A 15,652-nucleotide genomic window follows, 5' to 3' on the forward strand; every position below is an offset into this window, starting at 1 on the left:
CTTTAACCCCGCAGACAAGAATCACGCTCTATAAGCCGCCGGTAACATCGATATAGTTACCTGTCGAAAATGAGGATTTTTCCGTTGCTAGCCAATAGATGGCTTCAGCAACTTCTTCCGCTAAACCTCCTCGTTGTAGCGGAATTTTATCTTTAAGCCTTTCAATTCTTCCCGGTTCGCCACCATCAGCATGCATGTCGGTATAAATGAGCCCAGGGCGCACGCAGTTTACTCGAATACCCTCTGCGGCAACTTCCAACGATAGGCCTTTAGTCAGAGTATCTATGGCGCCTTTTGATGCAGCATAATCGATGTACTCATTAGGTGAACCAGAACGAGCAGCGCCAGATGAAACATTGACAATAACACCACCTACGCCGCCATGACGGGTGGACATGTGTTTGATGGCCTCACGGCAACAAAGAAAGTAACTCGTAACATTGTTGATGAAGATGGTATTGATCCTCTCTGCATTCATCTCTTCTAAGCGCATCTGCTTCTTGATAATCCCGGCATTATTTACCAGCACAGATAACCTGCCCAATGTTTGGTCAATGGTGTCAAACAAACGCCTAACGTTCGTTTCCTGAGCAACATCCGCTTTAACCGTAATGCATTTACCGCCGTTGGCGATGATGTCATCAGCGAGTTTAGTTGCTGTTTCTGAATTGGTTTTATAGTTAATACACTCGGCATAGTGATGACGAGCAAAGAGTCGTGCCGTTGCTGCACCAATACCTCGGCCACCACCGGTAATAAGCACCACTTTGGGTGTATTCATATTGTTATCCTGTCTGTTATTTTTAGTTTATGTAAATAATAATAATTTACATTCTCTATTCATTTAGCTATTTTATCGCCACGCGAACCCTCCTAATTTCCCATCTGCCCCAGAGAGAACTCATGAATACCGTTTACACATATGCTGCTGTCGCCGTTGTCCAGTTACTTGTGTCACCCATGCTTCATGCCGAAACTGCTAATAGCACTGCGAATGAGCCGATTGAGAAACTGATCATCACCTCAAGCCGGATGGATAAACCCTTAAGTGCCATCCCCAATACGGTGACAGTTATTGACCAAGAGCAGCTTAAACAGCAACTGGCTGCCAGTCGGGATCTATCGTCAATACTGGGAAATCTCGCCCCCAGCTTTTCACCTAGTCGGCAGAAAATGAGCAATACCGGTGAAACCTTGCGAGGCCGCACGCCGCTTATCATGATTGATGGCGTTCCCCAGTCTAATCCATTACGCAGTGGTGGTCGCGCGGGGCAAACCATAGATCCGGCGATGATTGAGCGGATTGAGATTATTCATGGCGCGAATGCGCTTCACGGTCTTGGTGCTCAAGGCGGGATTATTAATTACATCACCAAAAAGCCTCAAGGTAGCAATGAACATAGGGTGAGTTTCAATGTCAGTGCGCCGACCGATTATGAATCCGATGGACTGAGCTATGGTGCCAATTACGCTTTTTCTGGTCACGCAGATAAGCTGGACATGTTGGGGTCGGTTGGATATCAGAGTTCGGGTGTTTATTACGATGCTGACGGCAAAGTGATAGGGGTTGATACCACCCAGGGTGAGTCAATGGATAGTCAGAGCAAAGACTTCTTCCTCAAGTTGGCGTATGACTTAGGCGGCTCGCAATTGCAACTGATGATTAACCATTATGACATGGCTAATAATGGTGACTGGATGCCAGTCAATGGCGACTATACCAATAACATCCCTACCGCCGCCGTAAAACAAAAACAACCGTGGGACGCCGCGAACAATAAGGTTACCACCAGTAGTTTGAGTTACAAAAATCTGGCTGTTGCCGGACAGCAATTAGAAATCCAGCTATTTAATCAGAATTTTAAAGGCGTTTATGGCGGGGGTTGTTTTGCCAGTTTTTACGATCCGGCATATGCAAATGATAGCAATCTGACCCGCTGTGGTGCGGGGAACGATGGTGAGCAGCTGTTTTATGAGCAGTCCCGTAACAAGTCAAACAAATGGGGGCTGAAGACATCACTCATTGCCAATAATATTGCGGATTCTGCGGTAGATGTGGCGTACGGATTAGATCTCTTTCGTGATACCACCGAGCAGGATCTGCTGCAGACTGGAAGATCCTGGGTACCAGAAACCAAATACAACAATATTGCACCTTACCTGCAACTGAGTTACTCGCCGATAAAAGCACTGAATCTCTCTAGCGGGCTACGTTATGAATATGCGCAATTGGATATCAATGATTTTGCAACTCTCTGGGCCTCAGGTAATAAACAGGTTACGGGTGGCAAACCTGATTTTAATAAGACGTTGTTTAATATTGGTATCAGCTACAACTTTACCGAAGAACTGCGACTGTATAGCAGTTTTAACCAAGGTTTCAGTATGGCCGATATTGGTAGGATCCTGCGTGATGGTAATAGTTTCCCCGGCGATGCTCCTTCGGTTAATCGCTCGCTGACGTTGACACCAGTAGTGACCGACAACTATGAGTTTGGGGTCGATTATCAAGGCAGCCTATTTGCCAGCAAACTGGCACTTTATCGTTCCACCTCAGATAACGGTGCTCGTTTGTCGCGCAATGCGGATGGATTTTATACGGTGGCCCGGGAAAAAAGTGCCATTGAGGGACTGGAAGCTAGTCTGCGGATTTTCCTTGGGCAGGATGATGATCTTGGTAGCTCACTGGCGCTCCAGCGCGGCGAGTATGATGCAGATAAAGATGGTAGTACTGATACCGATCTGGATGGTTCAAACATCGCGCCTAATCGACTGAACCTATACTGGGAACACAGATTTTCAGACGAGATGAGCAGCCGAATTCAGGCCAACTACTTTATGGATCGTCACTTTACCGATAAAAATGGCGACCGATACGCCGAATTTGATGGTTATACAACGGTCGACGCTAGCCTTGCTTTGCCCTTGTTCGGGGGAAATGTCGTTGGGGCTGCAAAACCTGCTGAACAAAGACTATTACACTTACTATTCCCAAACAGTTCCAAGCAATAGTCGGTATTTCAAGGGGATGGGCCGTACTATCAGTATAGGTTTCAGCCTGCCATTGTAATGACGTATCTCCCGGCCAGAGTTGTGTTATATAGGCACTCTGGCCGAAAGTTCTTGATGGCAGCGTCAATGGTTAACGCCGGTGGCATTTGCACTACGCTGGATGAGAAAACCGGTTTAACTGTCCCAGCATTTAAGCTCACCTCCATGAATCACAAGTGTGAATTGTCAATGTCATCTAACCGGTGAGTTACCATTCAAGTCAGCATTAGCCGGTGAATGTGCTGTCAGTCGGACGTTTTGGCAACCACTCAAAGTGATGTTATTTGCCTCATTCAGCGGCTCCGGTGGTAGGAATGTCACTGGTTTTGCAGTGGTTGGTGCTAAAGAAATCATCTTTAGCACAGCGCCAACTCAAGCGGGCTTTATGCAGTTCCCAACGCCCATTTTTTCTGTCGAGAGCCAAGATCAGTAACATCTGCGGATGCCCAAGTTTGGGTGGACGGACACTGTAGGTAATGAGTTGTCCCTGATATTTCTTTGATTTAACCAGCTCAAAACTAGCGCCAGCATATCGCTGGCTGATGAGTTCAGGATCATGGCTCCAGGCTTTTTGCTGTTGCTGGGCTTGCGCTAACGTTTTATTGAAATGACTGACCGGCTGCGTGGCATAGGAAAGTACCATGGGTGGCTCTGGCAGGGCAGGATTGGCAACCGTCTCTAATGTGGCGGCCGCACTGCCACAATAAAGCAGCGACCAGCCTATACTTGCTATGGTAAGAAAACGCCCCATGAACACCTCTTGCATACTACGCGGGAGCTATGGCCTTTGTTTAATGGGACAGTTGTTGCGGGTGGGAGTTCCTTCCGTGGTAATGGCATTACTGTGCGGCTAATTGGTCAGCCATGGTCTGGTAGTCGATGAAATCCTGGTGTTTGGTGACCCGATGATTTAACAAATCCAGATTGAGGGTTGTGACTCCAGGAATCGCAATATCGATAATTTTCCCCGGTTTCCCGAACTGTTCGCCGGGGCCTTTGAAGTGATAGTTACCTATCATGACGACTAGTGAGCCAGAGTTGAACATATGTTCAATATTGAATTCGTATTCCAGGACGCCGCGGTGGGCCCGTTCCAAAAATTCTATGATATGTCTGCCGCCGGTGTAGCTGCGCCCTGCGGTAACGTCAACAAATACGCTGTCTCGGTTGTAAAAGGTTTCGAGTTGCTGGTAGTCGTGGCTGGTATAGGCGTCGATATAACTCATTGCCATCTGTTGTTCTCGCGGCATTTCGCTATTATCCGCCAACAAAGGGTAAGCTATCAGGACTAAAATCAACCACAGATAACGCAAACTATAATCTCTTCCAGATAAAATGTTGATGATACAAAACGCTGTGGCATAGCTGCCATTGTGGGTGGTGTCGTCCGGGCTGTATAAAAAATACTGTCAGCAGAAAAACCCGGAGAGCTTTGGCATAATGCCTCTTGCTCCGAAGCTAATCAAGCCTCTGTACGCGTGGAAATGTAACCAATGGTCAATCCTGAGAAAACTGCCACAATACTGTATCTGTGATGTTTAAAGATCGTCCATTTGCTGTAAATGGATGTTAAGCGCATCCACCGAAATACGAATTTCGAGCACAGATAAGATCAACGAGTACAGCAACAATAGCAGACTGCCGCCAAACACCAGTGAGCCAGTCTGATTGAAACCAAGGTAAATCAATATCATACATAATACGCATAAAGCAAAGCTAGAAACTCCCGCTTCCTGCATGCGTTTGATGATCACAATCCGCCGGCGCAGATTTTTAAGTTGTTCACTGGCAACGGGTTTTTCTGCGGCACTCAGACTACGGATCAATGCTGCCAGTGAGAAAAAACGGTTGGTATAAGCCAACAATAGCAGCGAGATGGCCGGGAATAACAGCGCCGGTGTGGTTAGTGATATAGCCATTTGTTCCAGCACGATATGCTCCCCAAGTCATGCGCCACGAATTTGCATTATAAAAAGCTTTTAATGCGCGTAAAACCAGCGTAATGCAATCCAAATCACCGGAATTGCACTGAGCAGGATCAACCAAAATGCCATAGCAGCTTTTACCAAACTGAGTGCCCGATCAATATCCGGTGCCGACGGCAAATTACCAAAACAATAGCGATTGCTGTTGATCTTATTTCCGGCATACTTCTGTGGCCCACCTAACTCAATATGCAACATGGCGGCACTCAAGGCGCACAGTTGCTGATAACCTGTCAGCTCAGGATATTGCACTATTACAAAGCGCTTAAACAACCAAGGAAGCCACCATTAATCGCTAAGGATAGCCGCCATAACCACAAAGGTAGCCAAAACAGGAGTTGGTTCGCCCAGCTCAATGCCTGGCTAAAATAACGGTATTTGGGCGCCTGAGACCACCAACATTGTTGTAGCTGCCACAGCATGGCAAGCAGTAGGCAGGCGGGGCTCCTAATAACACATAAGCCAGTAAATTGGCCAACAGTCGATAAGCGGGCAGAGTTACTAATAACTCAATGGTGGTTTTGGCAATCCCGGTCTCAGACAACTCTTGGGTATCGCGGATGACCCAGGATGATAAGCGGCGTCTGGCAAGCGCTTTGTCCTGAGCCTGTAATGTGTGGCTTATCTCTGAGGCGATACGGATAAAACGCAGATCTTGCAGGCAAAAGTACAAGATCAACATTTCAAAGAACCAGGGATACACCGCCAGATACAACAGCAGCGAACTAATGACCCAAAATGGCAATACCAGTAGCAATAGCGCCAATATTCCCGCCAACGCCTGCTGGTTGGCGGCGCGATTGGTGTGCAGCACTTTTGCTGTAAGCGCATTTGCTAGCTCGCCCAGCCATAGCAGTGGTTGTAAATGTACTGGGAGTGGTAACAGTTTTACTGCCAGTAGCGGCAGCAGCATAGTGGCAAAATACCGCAGTAATTCGCCATCTTCGGTCAGCAGTTTGTCGATAAAGGTCGCCAGCATGGATATGGCTCAGAGGTGGTGCAACATGCCGAGCACCATCAATGCTGAATGCTTACCGGCTTTCACCAGATAAGCGTCAAAATCGACGGGAGAATCATTGTTGGCGTTGTCAGACAGTGAACGGATCACCACAAATGGCACCTGAAACTGATGGCACACTTGGGCAACGGCGGCACCTTCCATTTCACAGGCGGCCATCTTGGGAAAATGGCGGCGCATGGTGGCGGTGCGTTCAGGATCACAGATAAAACTATCCCCCGTACAGATCTGCCCTGTGACGGCTTTTACTTCTCCTAACCCCGCAATCGCTTGTTTTGCGGCATTAACCAGTTTGTCATCGGCAATGAAGGCCGCTGGTTGCTGCGCCATTTGACCAATCTCATAACCGAAAGCAGTGACATCCACATCGTGATACCGCAGCTCACTGGAAATGACGATGTCGCCGATATGCAGTTCATCCACGAAGCCCCCGGCTGAGCCGGTGTTGATCACGGCATCGACGGCAAATTTTTCGATAAGCAGGCTAGTTGCCATCGCTGCCGCTACTTTGCCAATCCCCGAACGGGTGATAACCACTTCTTTGTCTGCCAGACGGCCACTCATAAATTCCACGGCACCAATAGTGACTGAGTGGCGGCTTTGCAGTTCGGCAATTAGGTGTGCAACTTCCGGCTCCATCGCGCCGATGATCCCAATTTTCATGGATAAACCTTTATTAATTCAGAGAGAAAACGGCTCAATATACCATAGTGAATGGCGCCCACAAAAAAATGCGCATCGCGGTAACCCGGATGCGCAGCAGCGTATAAAAATAGGCTTTATCACTAATCGAAGAAGTTGAGAATACCGCGAGCGGCTTCACGGCCTTCGGCGATGGCGGTGACCACCAGATCTGAGCCGCGTACCATGTCACCACCGGCAAACACTTTCGGGTTGCTGGTCTGAAACGGCGTATCGCTATCTTTTGGCGCTTTCACTCGTTGCCATTGATCGACTTCGATGCCGTAATCGGCAAACCAGCTGGCTGGGCTAGGTTGAAACCCAAAGGCGATGATCACGGCATCGGCTGCTAACAACTGTTCACTGCCGGGAATAGGTTCGGCGCGGCGGCGACCACTGCTGTCGGCATCGCCCATACGGGTTTCTACGCATTCAATCCCAACCACTTTACCCTCCACAGTTTTAATCGCGGTGGGCTGCCGATTAAACAGAAACTCTACCCCTTCTTCGCGGGCATTTTTCACCTCACGGCGAGAGCCTGGCATATTGGCTTCATCACGGCGATAGGCACAGGTGACAGACTCGGCACCCTGACGGATAGCGGTACGCACACAGTCCATAGCGGTATCACCACCACCGAGCACCACGACTTTCTGCCCTTGCAGACTGATGTATGGTTGCTGTGGATCGGTTTCACCTAACAACTGTTTAGTGTTGGCAATAAGGTAGGGCAGCGCTTGAATAACGCCTTGCGCGTCTTCGCCCGGCAGCCCCGCGGTCATGGCGCTGTAGGTGCCCATTCCAAGGAATACTGCATCGTACTCATCCAGCAACTCGTTGAATGCCACATCTTTGCCCACTTCAGTGCCAAGCTGGAATTCAATTCCCATGCCTTCCATCACTTTGCGGCGGGTATCCATGACCGATTTGTCCAGTTTGAAGGCTGGAATACCATAAGTGAGCAAGCCGCCAATCTGCTGGTAGCGGTCATAAACCACGGCTTTTACGCCGTTACGTGCCAGAATATCGGCACAGCCAAGGCCAGCCGGACCCGCACCAATAATGGCCACACGCTCCTTGCGTGCCGTTACTTTGCTCATGTCTGGGCGCCATCCTTGAGCCAGTGCGGTATCTGTGATGTATTTTTCAACGTTACCTATGGTCACTGCGCCATATTCAGCATTGAGCGTGCAAGAACCTTCACAGAGGCGATCTTGTGGGCAGACGCGGCCACAGACTTCCGGCAAGGTATTGGTTTCATGCACCAGCTCAGCCGCTTCCATAATCCGTCCCTGTTTGGCGAGATCCAGCCAGTTAGGAATGTAATTATGCAAAGGGCAGCGCCATTCACAGTATGGATTACCACAATCCAGACAGCGGTCAGCCTGTTGGCTCACTTGTTGCTGGCTAAATGGCTGGTAAATCTCGATAAACTGTGTCTTTCGCAGTGCCACTGGCTGCTTGTCAGGGTCGACACGGTCTACTTCAATAAACTGAAAGTTGTTACTCATTTGACTCATTACCCCGCTTTTACTGCCAGTTCAGGGCTGGGCGAATTTGCTTTAAGCAGATCTGCCGCTGCAATATTTTTGGGTTTGACCAGCACAAAACAATCCAGCCAGTTTTCAAAGTCATGCAAAATGGCTTTGGCATGCTCGCTGCCGGTTTCTGCCACATGTTCTTCAATCAGGCTCTTAAGATGCTGTTGATGGATAGGCGCATCCACTTTCAATAATTCAACCATCTCTTTGTTGACGCGCCGACCAAAACGGCCGAACTGGTCAAAGACATAGGCAAAACCACCGGTCATGCCGGCGCCGAAGTTGACCCCCGTGGTGCCTAAAACCACAACGATACCGCCTGTCATGTATTCGCAACCGTTGTCACCCACGCCTTCAACTACAGCTAATGCACCAGAATTGCGCACCGCAAAACGTTCACCCGCGCGACCAGCGGCGTATAACTTACCGCCAGTAGCACCATATAAACAGGTGTTACCAATAATTGCGCTGCGTTCAGATTTAAACGGGCTACCGTGAGGTGGATAGATGCTTAGCTTGCCGCCTGACATCCCTTTGCCCACATAGTCGTTGGCATCGCCGCACAGTGATAGTTCCAATCCTGGACTGTTCCAGACGCCAAAACTCTGGCCAGCACTACCATTAAAACGGATTTGCAGCGGTTGTGGGCAGCCTTTCAGCCCCCACTTGCTGGCAATATAGCCAGACAGCGCGGCTCCCACAGAACGGTCGGTATTGTTGATGGTAAAGCAGGCATCAAAGCCTTCGCCGTTATCTACCAGTTCGCTGCATTTAGCCAGTAACTCTTGATTCAGCAGGCCTTTATCCGCAGGTTCATTCAGTTCTTGCCAGGTGAGGGCGGTTGTTGCACGGACTTCTGGCCGGTACAGAATCGGTGATAAATCCAGGCCTCGTTGTTTATCTGTGTCACCCGGTAGCAGCTGTAGCCATTCGGTATGACCTACCAGATCTTCAAAGCGGGAGACGCCCAGTTTGGCCATCCATTCTCGAACTTCCTCAGCGACAAACTGGAAATATGTCATGACGCGTTCCGGCAAGCCGTGGAAATGTTTGTCTCGCAACTTCTGATCTTGTGTGGCGACCCCAGTCGCACAGTTATTGAGGTGGCAGATCCGCAGATAACGGCAGCCAAGTGCAATCATTGGCACAGTCCCAAAACCGAAGCTTTCGGCACCCAGCAGCGCCGCTTTAATCACGTCAGTACCGGTTTTAAGGCCGCCATCTACTTGCAAGCGGATTTTGTGGCGTAGACCATTTTGCACTAACGATTGATGAACCTCTGACAATCCCAATTCCCACGGGCTGCCAGCATATTTCACTGACGTCAGCGGGCTGGCACCTGTGCCACCATCGTATCCGGCAACAGTGATCATATCGGCGTAGGCTTTGGCAACCCCGGTGGCAATGGTGCCGATACCGGGTTCGGAGACCAGTTTTACCGAGATCATTGCTTTGGGATTGATCTGTTTCAGATCGAAAATCAACTGCGCCAAATCTTCAATGGAGTAGATATCATGATGTGGTGGCGGTGAAATCAGCGTTACCCCAGGGCGTGAATAGCGCAATGTGGCAATTTCCACACTGACTTTATGGCCGGGGAGCTGACCGCCTTCGCCAGGCTTGGCACCTTGCGCGACTTTGATCTGCAAGACGTCAGCATTGATCAGATAGTGAGCTGTGACCCCAAAACGACCTGAGGCAATCTGTTTAATGGCGGAATTACGCTCGGTATTAAAACGGCGTGGGTCTTCGCCACCTTCTCCTGAGTTGGAACGGCCTCCGAGGCGGTTCATGGCAATGGCCAATGCCTCGTGAGCTTCTGGGCTCAGTGCGCCGATACTCATGGCTGCGGTGTCAAATCGAGGATAAAGATTTTTATCCGGTTCAACTTCCGCTAATGCTAGCGGTGATTGTTGGCCTTCAATGCGCATCAGATCGCGGAAAGTGGTTACGGGCCGCTCATCTACCAATTTGGCAAACTGCTTGTACAGTCCGTAATCTTGCTGATTTAACGCCGTTTGCAGCGTATTTACCACGTCTGGGTTGAAGGCATGGTATTCACCACCTTCCACATATTTCAGCAAGCCGCCTTGAGCTACAGGTTGATGAGCCCGGAAGGCCGCTTGGGTGCGCTGTTTGACATCAGCCTCAATGCCGGCAAAACCCACCCCTTGGATACGGCTGACCACGCCTTTAAAGCACTGTTCAATCACTTCATCGGCTAGGCCTATGGCTTCGAACAGTTGGCTGCAACGGTATGATGCCACTGTCGAAATGCCCATTTTAGAGATGATTTTGCGCAGTCCTTTCTCGATACCATAGCGGTAGTTGAGCATGGCCGTAATGATTTCGTCCTGCTGGTGCTGTTTCGCTAGCTGAGCAATGGTTTCATATACCAGATATGGATAAATTGCGGTGGCACCAAACCCAAGCAATACCGCAAAATGGTGTGGATCACGTACGCTGCCGGTTTCAACAATAATGTTGGTATCACAACGCAGGCTTTTGTTGACCAGCATCTGCTGGACCGAGCCTACCGCCATGACCATAGGGATAATCAGCGTTTCTTTACTGATGTTGCGGTCAGACAGCACCACCAGTGTTGTGCCACTGCGAGCCAGTTTTTCTGCCTCATCAGTGATACGTTTGGTTGCATTTTGCAGCCCTTCATCCGGGCTGTAAGCCAAATCAATGATATTGGCGCGATAGTAGGTACTGTCGAGCCCTAGTAATTGATTGAAATCACTGTAAAGCAGCACTGGCGAGTTAAACATTACCCGATAGGCATGCCCAGTGGTTTCATTAAACAGGTTCTGCTCTTTACCAATACAGGTTGCCAGAGACATCACGTGCTTTTCACGCAACGGGTCAATGGGCGGGTTGGTCACCTGCGCAAATTTCTGCCGGAAGTAATCATAGAGCGTACGCTGCTTGCGTGACAGCACCGCCATTGGCGTGTCATCGCCCATGGAGCCAAGGGCTTCCTCCCCTTGCTGGCGAGAACCCAAATGATCTGCTCCATCTCTTCCCGTGTGTAGCCAAACATCTTCTGGTACTTGAGCAGGGTGGCTTCATCAAATTCACTGACGCCAAGTTGTTCAACTGGTAAGTCTTCAGCGGGGATCAAGGTCCGGCTGTTTTTGGCCATCCACTCTTTATAGGGGTGGCGACGTTTAAGGTCATTATCAATCTCAAAAGACTGATAAAGACGACCGCGAACCGTGTCCAACACCAGTAACTCACCAGGGCCGACTCGACCTTTTTCAACCACTTCATCGGGCGCATAGTCCCAGATCCCCACTTCAGAAGAGAGGGTAATGATGCGGTCTTTGGTGATGACGTATCGGGATGGACGCAGGCCATTCCGGTCTACCGCACAGGCGGCATGGCGGCCGTCGGTCATGACAATACCAGCAGGGCCATCCCACGGCTCCATATGCATGGAGTTAAAGTCGTAGAACGCTTTTAACTCTTCATCCATTTCTGGATTGCTTTGCCAGGCAGGTGGGATCAATAGGCGCATGGCGCGATACAAGTCCATGCCGCCAGCGAGCAGCATTTCCAGCATATTGTCGAGGGACGATGAGTCAGAGCCGGTTTCATTCACAAATGGCGCTGCTTGTTGTAGATCCGGCAATAACGGGGAATTGAATTTGTAAGCGCGGGCGCGTGCCCATTGGCGGTTACCAGTAATGGTGTTGATTTCACCATTGTGGGCAAGAAAACGAAAGGGCTGTGCCAACGGCCATTTGGGGGAAGTATTGGTGGAGAACCGTTGGTGAAATAAACAGATGGCACTTTGTAAGCGCATATCTGCCAGATCCGAATAAAATGCCGGCAAGTCGGCCGGCATCATCAGACCTTTATAAACCATCACCTGACCGGACAAGCTGGCAACATAGAAGTCTTTGTCATCAAGCAGTTGTTGCTCAAGACGGCGCCGAGCCATATACAGGCGACGTTCCACATCTTCAATACGCCAGCCGACGGGAGCATTCACCAGCACCTGCCAGATCTGTGGCATGCTGGCTTTTCCTATTTCCCCAAGAATATCACTATTCACTGGGACTTTACGCCAGCCTGCAATACTGAGGGTTTCTCTTTCCAGTTCCCGTTCGGTCAGATATTTGGCGGTTGCTGCCCGCTCTTCGTCTTGACTTAGAAATAACATTCCCACCGCAAATTTGCGGCTGAGATGCCAGCCTTCTTCTGCGGCAACGGCTTCAAAAAACTGACAGGCATTTGCATAAGCAAACCACACCCATCACCGGTGCGCCCATCAGCAGCGATCCCTCCTCGATGTTTCATCCGGTCAAGACCATGAATGGCTGTACGCACGATACGATGGCTGGCTTCACCATCCATCTGCGCAATCAGACCAAATCCACAGTTTTCCCGCTCGAAACTGGGATGATACAAACTCATACAAACCCCCAACTAAACGTCCACATACTGCGCTATAGCAACAAAATTCTATAGATATGCACCCGAACGAACCAAATTATCCTGAGACTCTTCAAAGGTCAAACCAAAAAATTGCATATATAGAATTAAAATAACGGTATTTTATAAAGAATTTCTAATCATATGCCGTTAACGTCAACTGTATTTTTGCGTGTATAACATTATGAATAAAAAGAAATTTATAAAATGATTAAAAAAATAGATACGTTAAGTTAACACGCTATTGTAGCGGAATTGTAGACGCGTTTGCTGATTTTTTAGTCAAAAAAATAATAACTAATTAGTCAATTTGTGTGAGTAACTATGCAAAAAGAGCTAAGGCGTAGCATACATAACGTATATCAGCGAAGTTTGATGTGGGGCAATGCGCGGTTTGGCAACGGTTGTTATGCTGCCGCCTTTTTAGAGTAGTACAGTAATTTATGGGACTGGATGATTTTGTCTCAACATTTGCGATGTATTGTCAGCGGCGCTTTGGTCAAGGTGTACAGAAACTGACGCTAGACGCCAATTTCACCTGTCCAAACCGTGATGGCACATTAGGTCGTGGCGGTTGTACTTTTTGTAATGTGGCATCGTTTACTTATGTGCTCGGTAGCGAGCAATCGATTGCAACCCAGTTGTCTGAGGGGAAACAGCGACTCCGCGCTAAGGCCTCGAAATTTCTGGCTTATTTTCAAGCATATACCAGTACCTATGAAGAGTACGCCATATTGCAACAGCGCTATGATGAAGCGTTAGCCAGCACAGATCTGGTCGGCCTATGTGTTGGGAGTCGCCCGGATTGTTTACCCGACAAGGTGCTGGATCTATTGCTGACGTATCAGCAGCAGGGACACGAAGTATGGCTAGAACTGGGATTGCAAAGTGCCCACGATGCTACTTTAAAACGGATTAATCGTGGTCACGATTTTGCTACGTATGTAGATGCTGTCGAGCGTGCCCGTCAGCGAGGGCTGAAAGTGTGTACCCATCTGATCCTCGGTTTACCTGGTGAAGATAACACCATGCACTTGCAGACATTACAGCGCGTGCTGGCGGTGGGGGTTGATGGCCTAAAACTGCACCCGTTACATATTGTAGATGGCAGTACCATGGCAAAGGCATGGCGCTGTGGGCGCTTATTGCCGCCAACCATGGAACAGTACGCCGCCAGTGCCGGTGAATTAATCCGTCATACGCCTAAAGATGTCATATTTCATCGTGTTACGGCGTACGCTAAGCCGCCGGTGCTACTTGCGCCAGACTGGTGTAGCAGTCGCTGGAAAGGGTTGAATGCAGTGGTCAATAATCTGGCACGCTTGGGTGGCCAAGGAACTGCATTATCTCGCTGATTTTAAAATTTTTTATGGATTTTGTCGGCATATTGTTAACAGCTGTTTGTTCAACAGGAATTGCTGGCTTTTAAGTTGCACTCAGCTTTTTACTGGGTATGATGTGGTAAATTTAGACGTCAAGGAGCGCCTGTATGGCTACCCCGGATTTGGAAACGATACTGGACCTTAACACGCTGGAACAATATTGCAGCGCTATTGGCGCAGGGACTCTGCTGAAAAGTGTGGTGTTGTTCGAACAGTTGTTACCTGAGTATCTGGGTAATCTGCGGCAGGCCGCTGAAGCAAACAATAAAGAACTGCTTTGCTCTGAGGCTCATAAATTCAAAGGCGCGGCGGGTTCAGTGGGACTGAAGCGTATTCATCATTTCGCTGAGTTATTACAGCATGGTGAAGATCCTGAATGGGATGGGCAGCATCAAGGCTGGCTTGAGCAGATCTTGTCCCTCGTGGCTGCGGATTTACAACAACTGAAAGCATTTCTGGAAGCTAAAGCCTAACACAGTTAGTTGCAGCTCTGGGCATCATAGACAATTCCGCTTGTGCAGTTGTGTGATGGTGCCTGTTTCTGAGCCTTGGTCATTGAGATTGACTACTGCCCGTCAGTGCTTTTGTGGTAATTTGGACACATCTCCTTCAGAAATTACTCGTCGGAAACGGATTGATGAAACCTTTGCCTAGTCTGAAAAACCTTTATTACTTGGTAAATCTGCATCAGGAACAGAATTTCAATCGTGCCGCTGGTATCTGTCATGTTAGTCAATCGACCCTCTCTAGTGGCATCCAGAATTTGGAAGAACAACTCGGTTATCAACTGATTGAACGTGATCATAAATCATTCATGTTTACCGCCATTGGTGAAGAAGTTGTGCAGCGAGCGCTGAAAATTCTTACCGATGTTGATGACTTGGTGGAACTGGTCAAAAATCAAGGTGAGCCGATGACCGGTGAAATTCGCCTTGGATGTATTCCTACCATTGCGCCGTTCTTGTTGAGCCGTTTGCTCAAGCAATGCCATGAAAATTATCCCCAACTCAGTTTGTTGCTGAAAGAAGATACGACCGAAAGATTGCTCGCTTCTCTGGGGAAAGGCGAGTTGGATCTGTTATTGCTGGCGCTGCCTGCTGATGTGACGGGCTACCACAGCATGAAGGTTGGGATAGATCCGTTTAAGATGGTGATCCACAAGGATCTGGCCAACACAGTGCATGAACCTGTGGATTATCAGACCTTGCCTGATGAAAGTATCTTTTTGCTGCAAACTGAGCACTGTATTACCGGCCATGCCATCAGTGCCTGCCAGTTGGGCGATAGCCGTAAGGTTAATCCGTTTGCTGCCACTAGCCTGCATACGCTGGTACAGATGGTAAACAGCAAATTAGGGACAACTTTTTTACCACAAATGGCTATCGATGCTGGCATTCTCAATGATACGGATTTGACTGTGTTGGCACCGCCAGGCGACTCACCGTTTCGGGAAATTGGTCTGGTGTGGCGACAGACAACCAGCCGCATTCGTACCTTTAGAACCCTGGGGCTGGAAGTTCAGAAATTACTGCAACAGAAAATGTAGCGTTT

Annotated in this window: 12 protein-coding genes and 2 pseudogenes; 4 read left to right on the forward strand and 10 right to left on the reverse strand. The window is 48.9% G+C overall.

The features are described from left to right. Nucleotides 1–28: 28 nt before the first annotated feature. Nucleotides 29–781 carry an SDR family oxidoreductase gene (locus tag KHX94_RS14990; RefSeq protein WP_213681244.1) on the reverse strand — a complete coding sequence of 251 codons (753 nt, stop codon included), beginning with the start codon at nucleotides 779–781 and terminating at the stop codon, nucleotides 29–31. A 179-nt stretch (nucleotides 782–960) separates the two neighbouring features. On the opposite strand from KHX94_RS14990, the pseudogene KHX94_RS14995 reads away from it, so the two are divergent. Then, nucleotides 961–3,070, forward strand: a pseudogene (locus KHX94_RS14995) (TonB-dependent receptor). 270 nt (nucleotides 3,071–3,340) lie between these two features. On the opposite strand, the gene KHX94_RS15000 reads toward KHX94_RS14995, so the two are convergent. The 9 genes and pseudogenes from KHX94_RS15000 to gltB (KHX94_RS21870) form a co-directional block, all read right to left on the reverse strand. Next, nucleotides 3,341–3,802 (reverse strand): hypothetical protein, encoded by a 462-nt coding sequence (locus KHX94_RS15000; protein WP_213681245.1) that lies wholly within the window; start codon nucleotides 3,800–3,802, stop codon nucleotides 3,341–3,343. 88 nt (nucleotides 3,803–3,890) lie between these two features. Then, nucleotides 3,891–4,364, reverse strand: coding sequence for a nuclear transport factor 2 family protein (locus KHX94_RS15005; protein WP_425314017.1), 474 nt, complete (start codon nucleotides 4,362–4,364; stop codon nucleotides 3,891–3,893). Between the two features lie 225 nt (nucleotides 4,365–4,589). Further along, complete coding sequence (locus tag KHX94_RS15010; protein WP_213683467.1) at nucleotides 4,590–4,970, reverse strand: DUF2721 domain-containing protein; 381 nt, start codon at nucleotides 4,968–4,970, stop codon at nucleotides 4,590–4,592. A 60-nt stretch (nucleotides 4,971–5,030) separates the two neighbouring features. Then, the gene (locus KHX94_RS15015) at nucleotides 5,031–5,309 is read right to left on the reverse strand and encodes a hypothetical protein (RefSeq protein WP_213681246.1); all 279 of its coding nucleotides are present in this window, start codon (nucleotides 5,307–5,309) and stop codon (nucleotides 5,031–5,033) included. 79 nt (nucleotides 5,310–5,388) lie between these two features. Further along, entirely contained in the window at nucleotides 5,389–6,015 is a 627-nt protein-coding gene (locus KHX94_RS15020; RefSeq protein WP_213681247.1) for a cobalamin biosynthesis protein, read from the reverse strand. A gap of 9 nt (nucleotides 6,016–6,024) precedes the next feature. Beyond that, nucleotides 6,025–6,717, reverse strand: coding sequence for a 5'-methylthioadenosine/adenosylhomocysteine nucleosidase (locus KHX94_RS15025; protein WP_213681248.1), 693 nt, complete (start codon nucleotides 6,715–6,717; stop codon nucleotides 6,025–6,027). A 122-nt stretch (nucleotides 6,718–6,839) separates the two neighbouring features. After that, nucleotides 6,840–8,246: an FAD-dependent oxidoreductase gene (locus KHX94_RS15030; RefSeq protein ID WP_280529578.1), complete on the reverse strand. Its 1,407-nt coding sequence runs from the start codon at nucleotides 8,244–8,246 to the stop codon at nucleotides 6,840–6,842. Nucleotides 8,247–8,254: 8 nt separating this feature from the next. Continuing rightward, entirely contained in the window at nucleotides 8,255–11,284 is a 3,030-nt protein-coding gene (gene gltB / locus KHX94_RS15035) for a glutamate synthase large subunit (protein WP_425314018.1), read from the reverse strand. A gap of 200 nt (nucleotides 11,285–11,484) precedes the next feature. Then, a pseudogene (gene gltB / locus KHX94_RS21870) lies at nucleotides 11,485–12,701 on the reverse strand (glutamate synthase large subunit); the annotation flags it as partial. 461 nt (nucleotides 12,702–13,162) lie between these two features. Between gltB (KHX94_RS21870) and mnmL the strand changes: the two are divergent. From mnmL to oxyR, 3 genes are all read left to right on the forward strand, one after another. Continuing rightward, on the forward strand, nucleotides 13,163–14,074 hold the full coding sequence (gene mnmL / locus KHX94_RS15040) for a tRNA modification radical SAM protein MnmL/YtqA (RefSeq protein WP_213681250.1): 912 nt from the start codon (nucleotides 13,163–13,165) through the stop codon (nucleotides 14,072–14,074). A 134-nt stretch (nucleotides 14,075–14,208) separates the two neighbouring features. Next, nucleotides 14,209–14,574 carry an Hpt domain-containing protein gene (locus KHX94_RS15045; protein ID WP_213681251.1) on the forward strand — a complete coding sequence of 122 codons (366 nt, stop codon included), beginning with the start codon at nucleotides 14,209–14,211 and terminating at the stop codon, nucleotides 14,572–14,574. A 164-nt stretch (nucleotides 14,575–14,738) separates the two neighbouring features. After that, entirely contained in the window at nucleotides 14,739–15,647 is a 909-nt protein-coding gene (gene oxyR / locus KHX94_RS15050; protein ID WP_213681252.1) for a hydrogen peroxide-inducible genes transcriptional activator OxyR, read from the forward strand. Nucleotides 15,648–15,652: the final 5 nt, after the last annotated feature.

It is taken from the genome of Shewanella dokdonensis, from assembly GCF_018394335.1.
Classification (GTDB): domain Bacteria; phylum Pseudomonadota; class Gammaproteobacteria; order Enterobacterales; family Shewanellaceae; genus Shewanella; species Shewanella dokdonensis.

Excerpts from the sequence above, each read along its gene's own strand:
- KHX94_RS14990 (WP_213681244.1), bottom strand. The coding sequence starts at position 781 with ATGAATACACCCAAAGTGGTGCTTATTACCGGTGGTGGCCGAGGTATT.
- KHX94_RS15000 (WP_213681245.1), bottom strand. The coding sequence starts at position 3,802 with ATGGGGCGTTTTCTTACCATAGCAAGTATAGGCTGGTCGCTGCTTTAT.
- KHX94_RS15010 (WP_213683467.1), bottom strand. The coding sequence starts at position 4,970 with ATGGCTATATCACTAACCACACCGGCGCTGTTATTCCCGGCCATCTCG.
- KHX94_RS15020 (WP_213681247.1), bottom strand. The coding sequence starts at position 6,015 with ATGCTGGCGACCTTTATCGACAAACTGCTGACCGAAGATGGCGAATTA.
- KHX94_RS15025 (WP_213681248.1), bottom strand. The coding sequence starts at position 6,717 with ATGAAAATTGGGATCATCGGCGCGATGGAGCCGGAAGTTGCACACCTA.
- KHX94_RS15030 (WP_280529578.1), bottom strand. The coding sequence starts at position 8,246 with ATGAGTAACAACTTTCAGTTTATTGAAGTAGACCGTGTCGACCCTGAC.
- mnmL (WP_213681250.1), top strand. The coding sequence starts at position 13,163 with ATGGGACTGGATGATTTTGTCTCAACATTTGCGATGTATTGTCAGCGG.
- KHX94_RS15045 (WP_213681251.1), top strand. The coding sequence starts at position 14,209 with ATGGCTACCCCGGATTTGGAAACGATACTGGACCTTAACACGCTGGAA.
- oxyR (WP_213681252.1), top strand. The coding sequence starts at position 14,739 with ATGAAACCTTTGCCTAGTCTGAAAAACCTTTATTACTTGGTAAATCTG.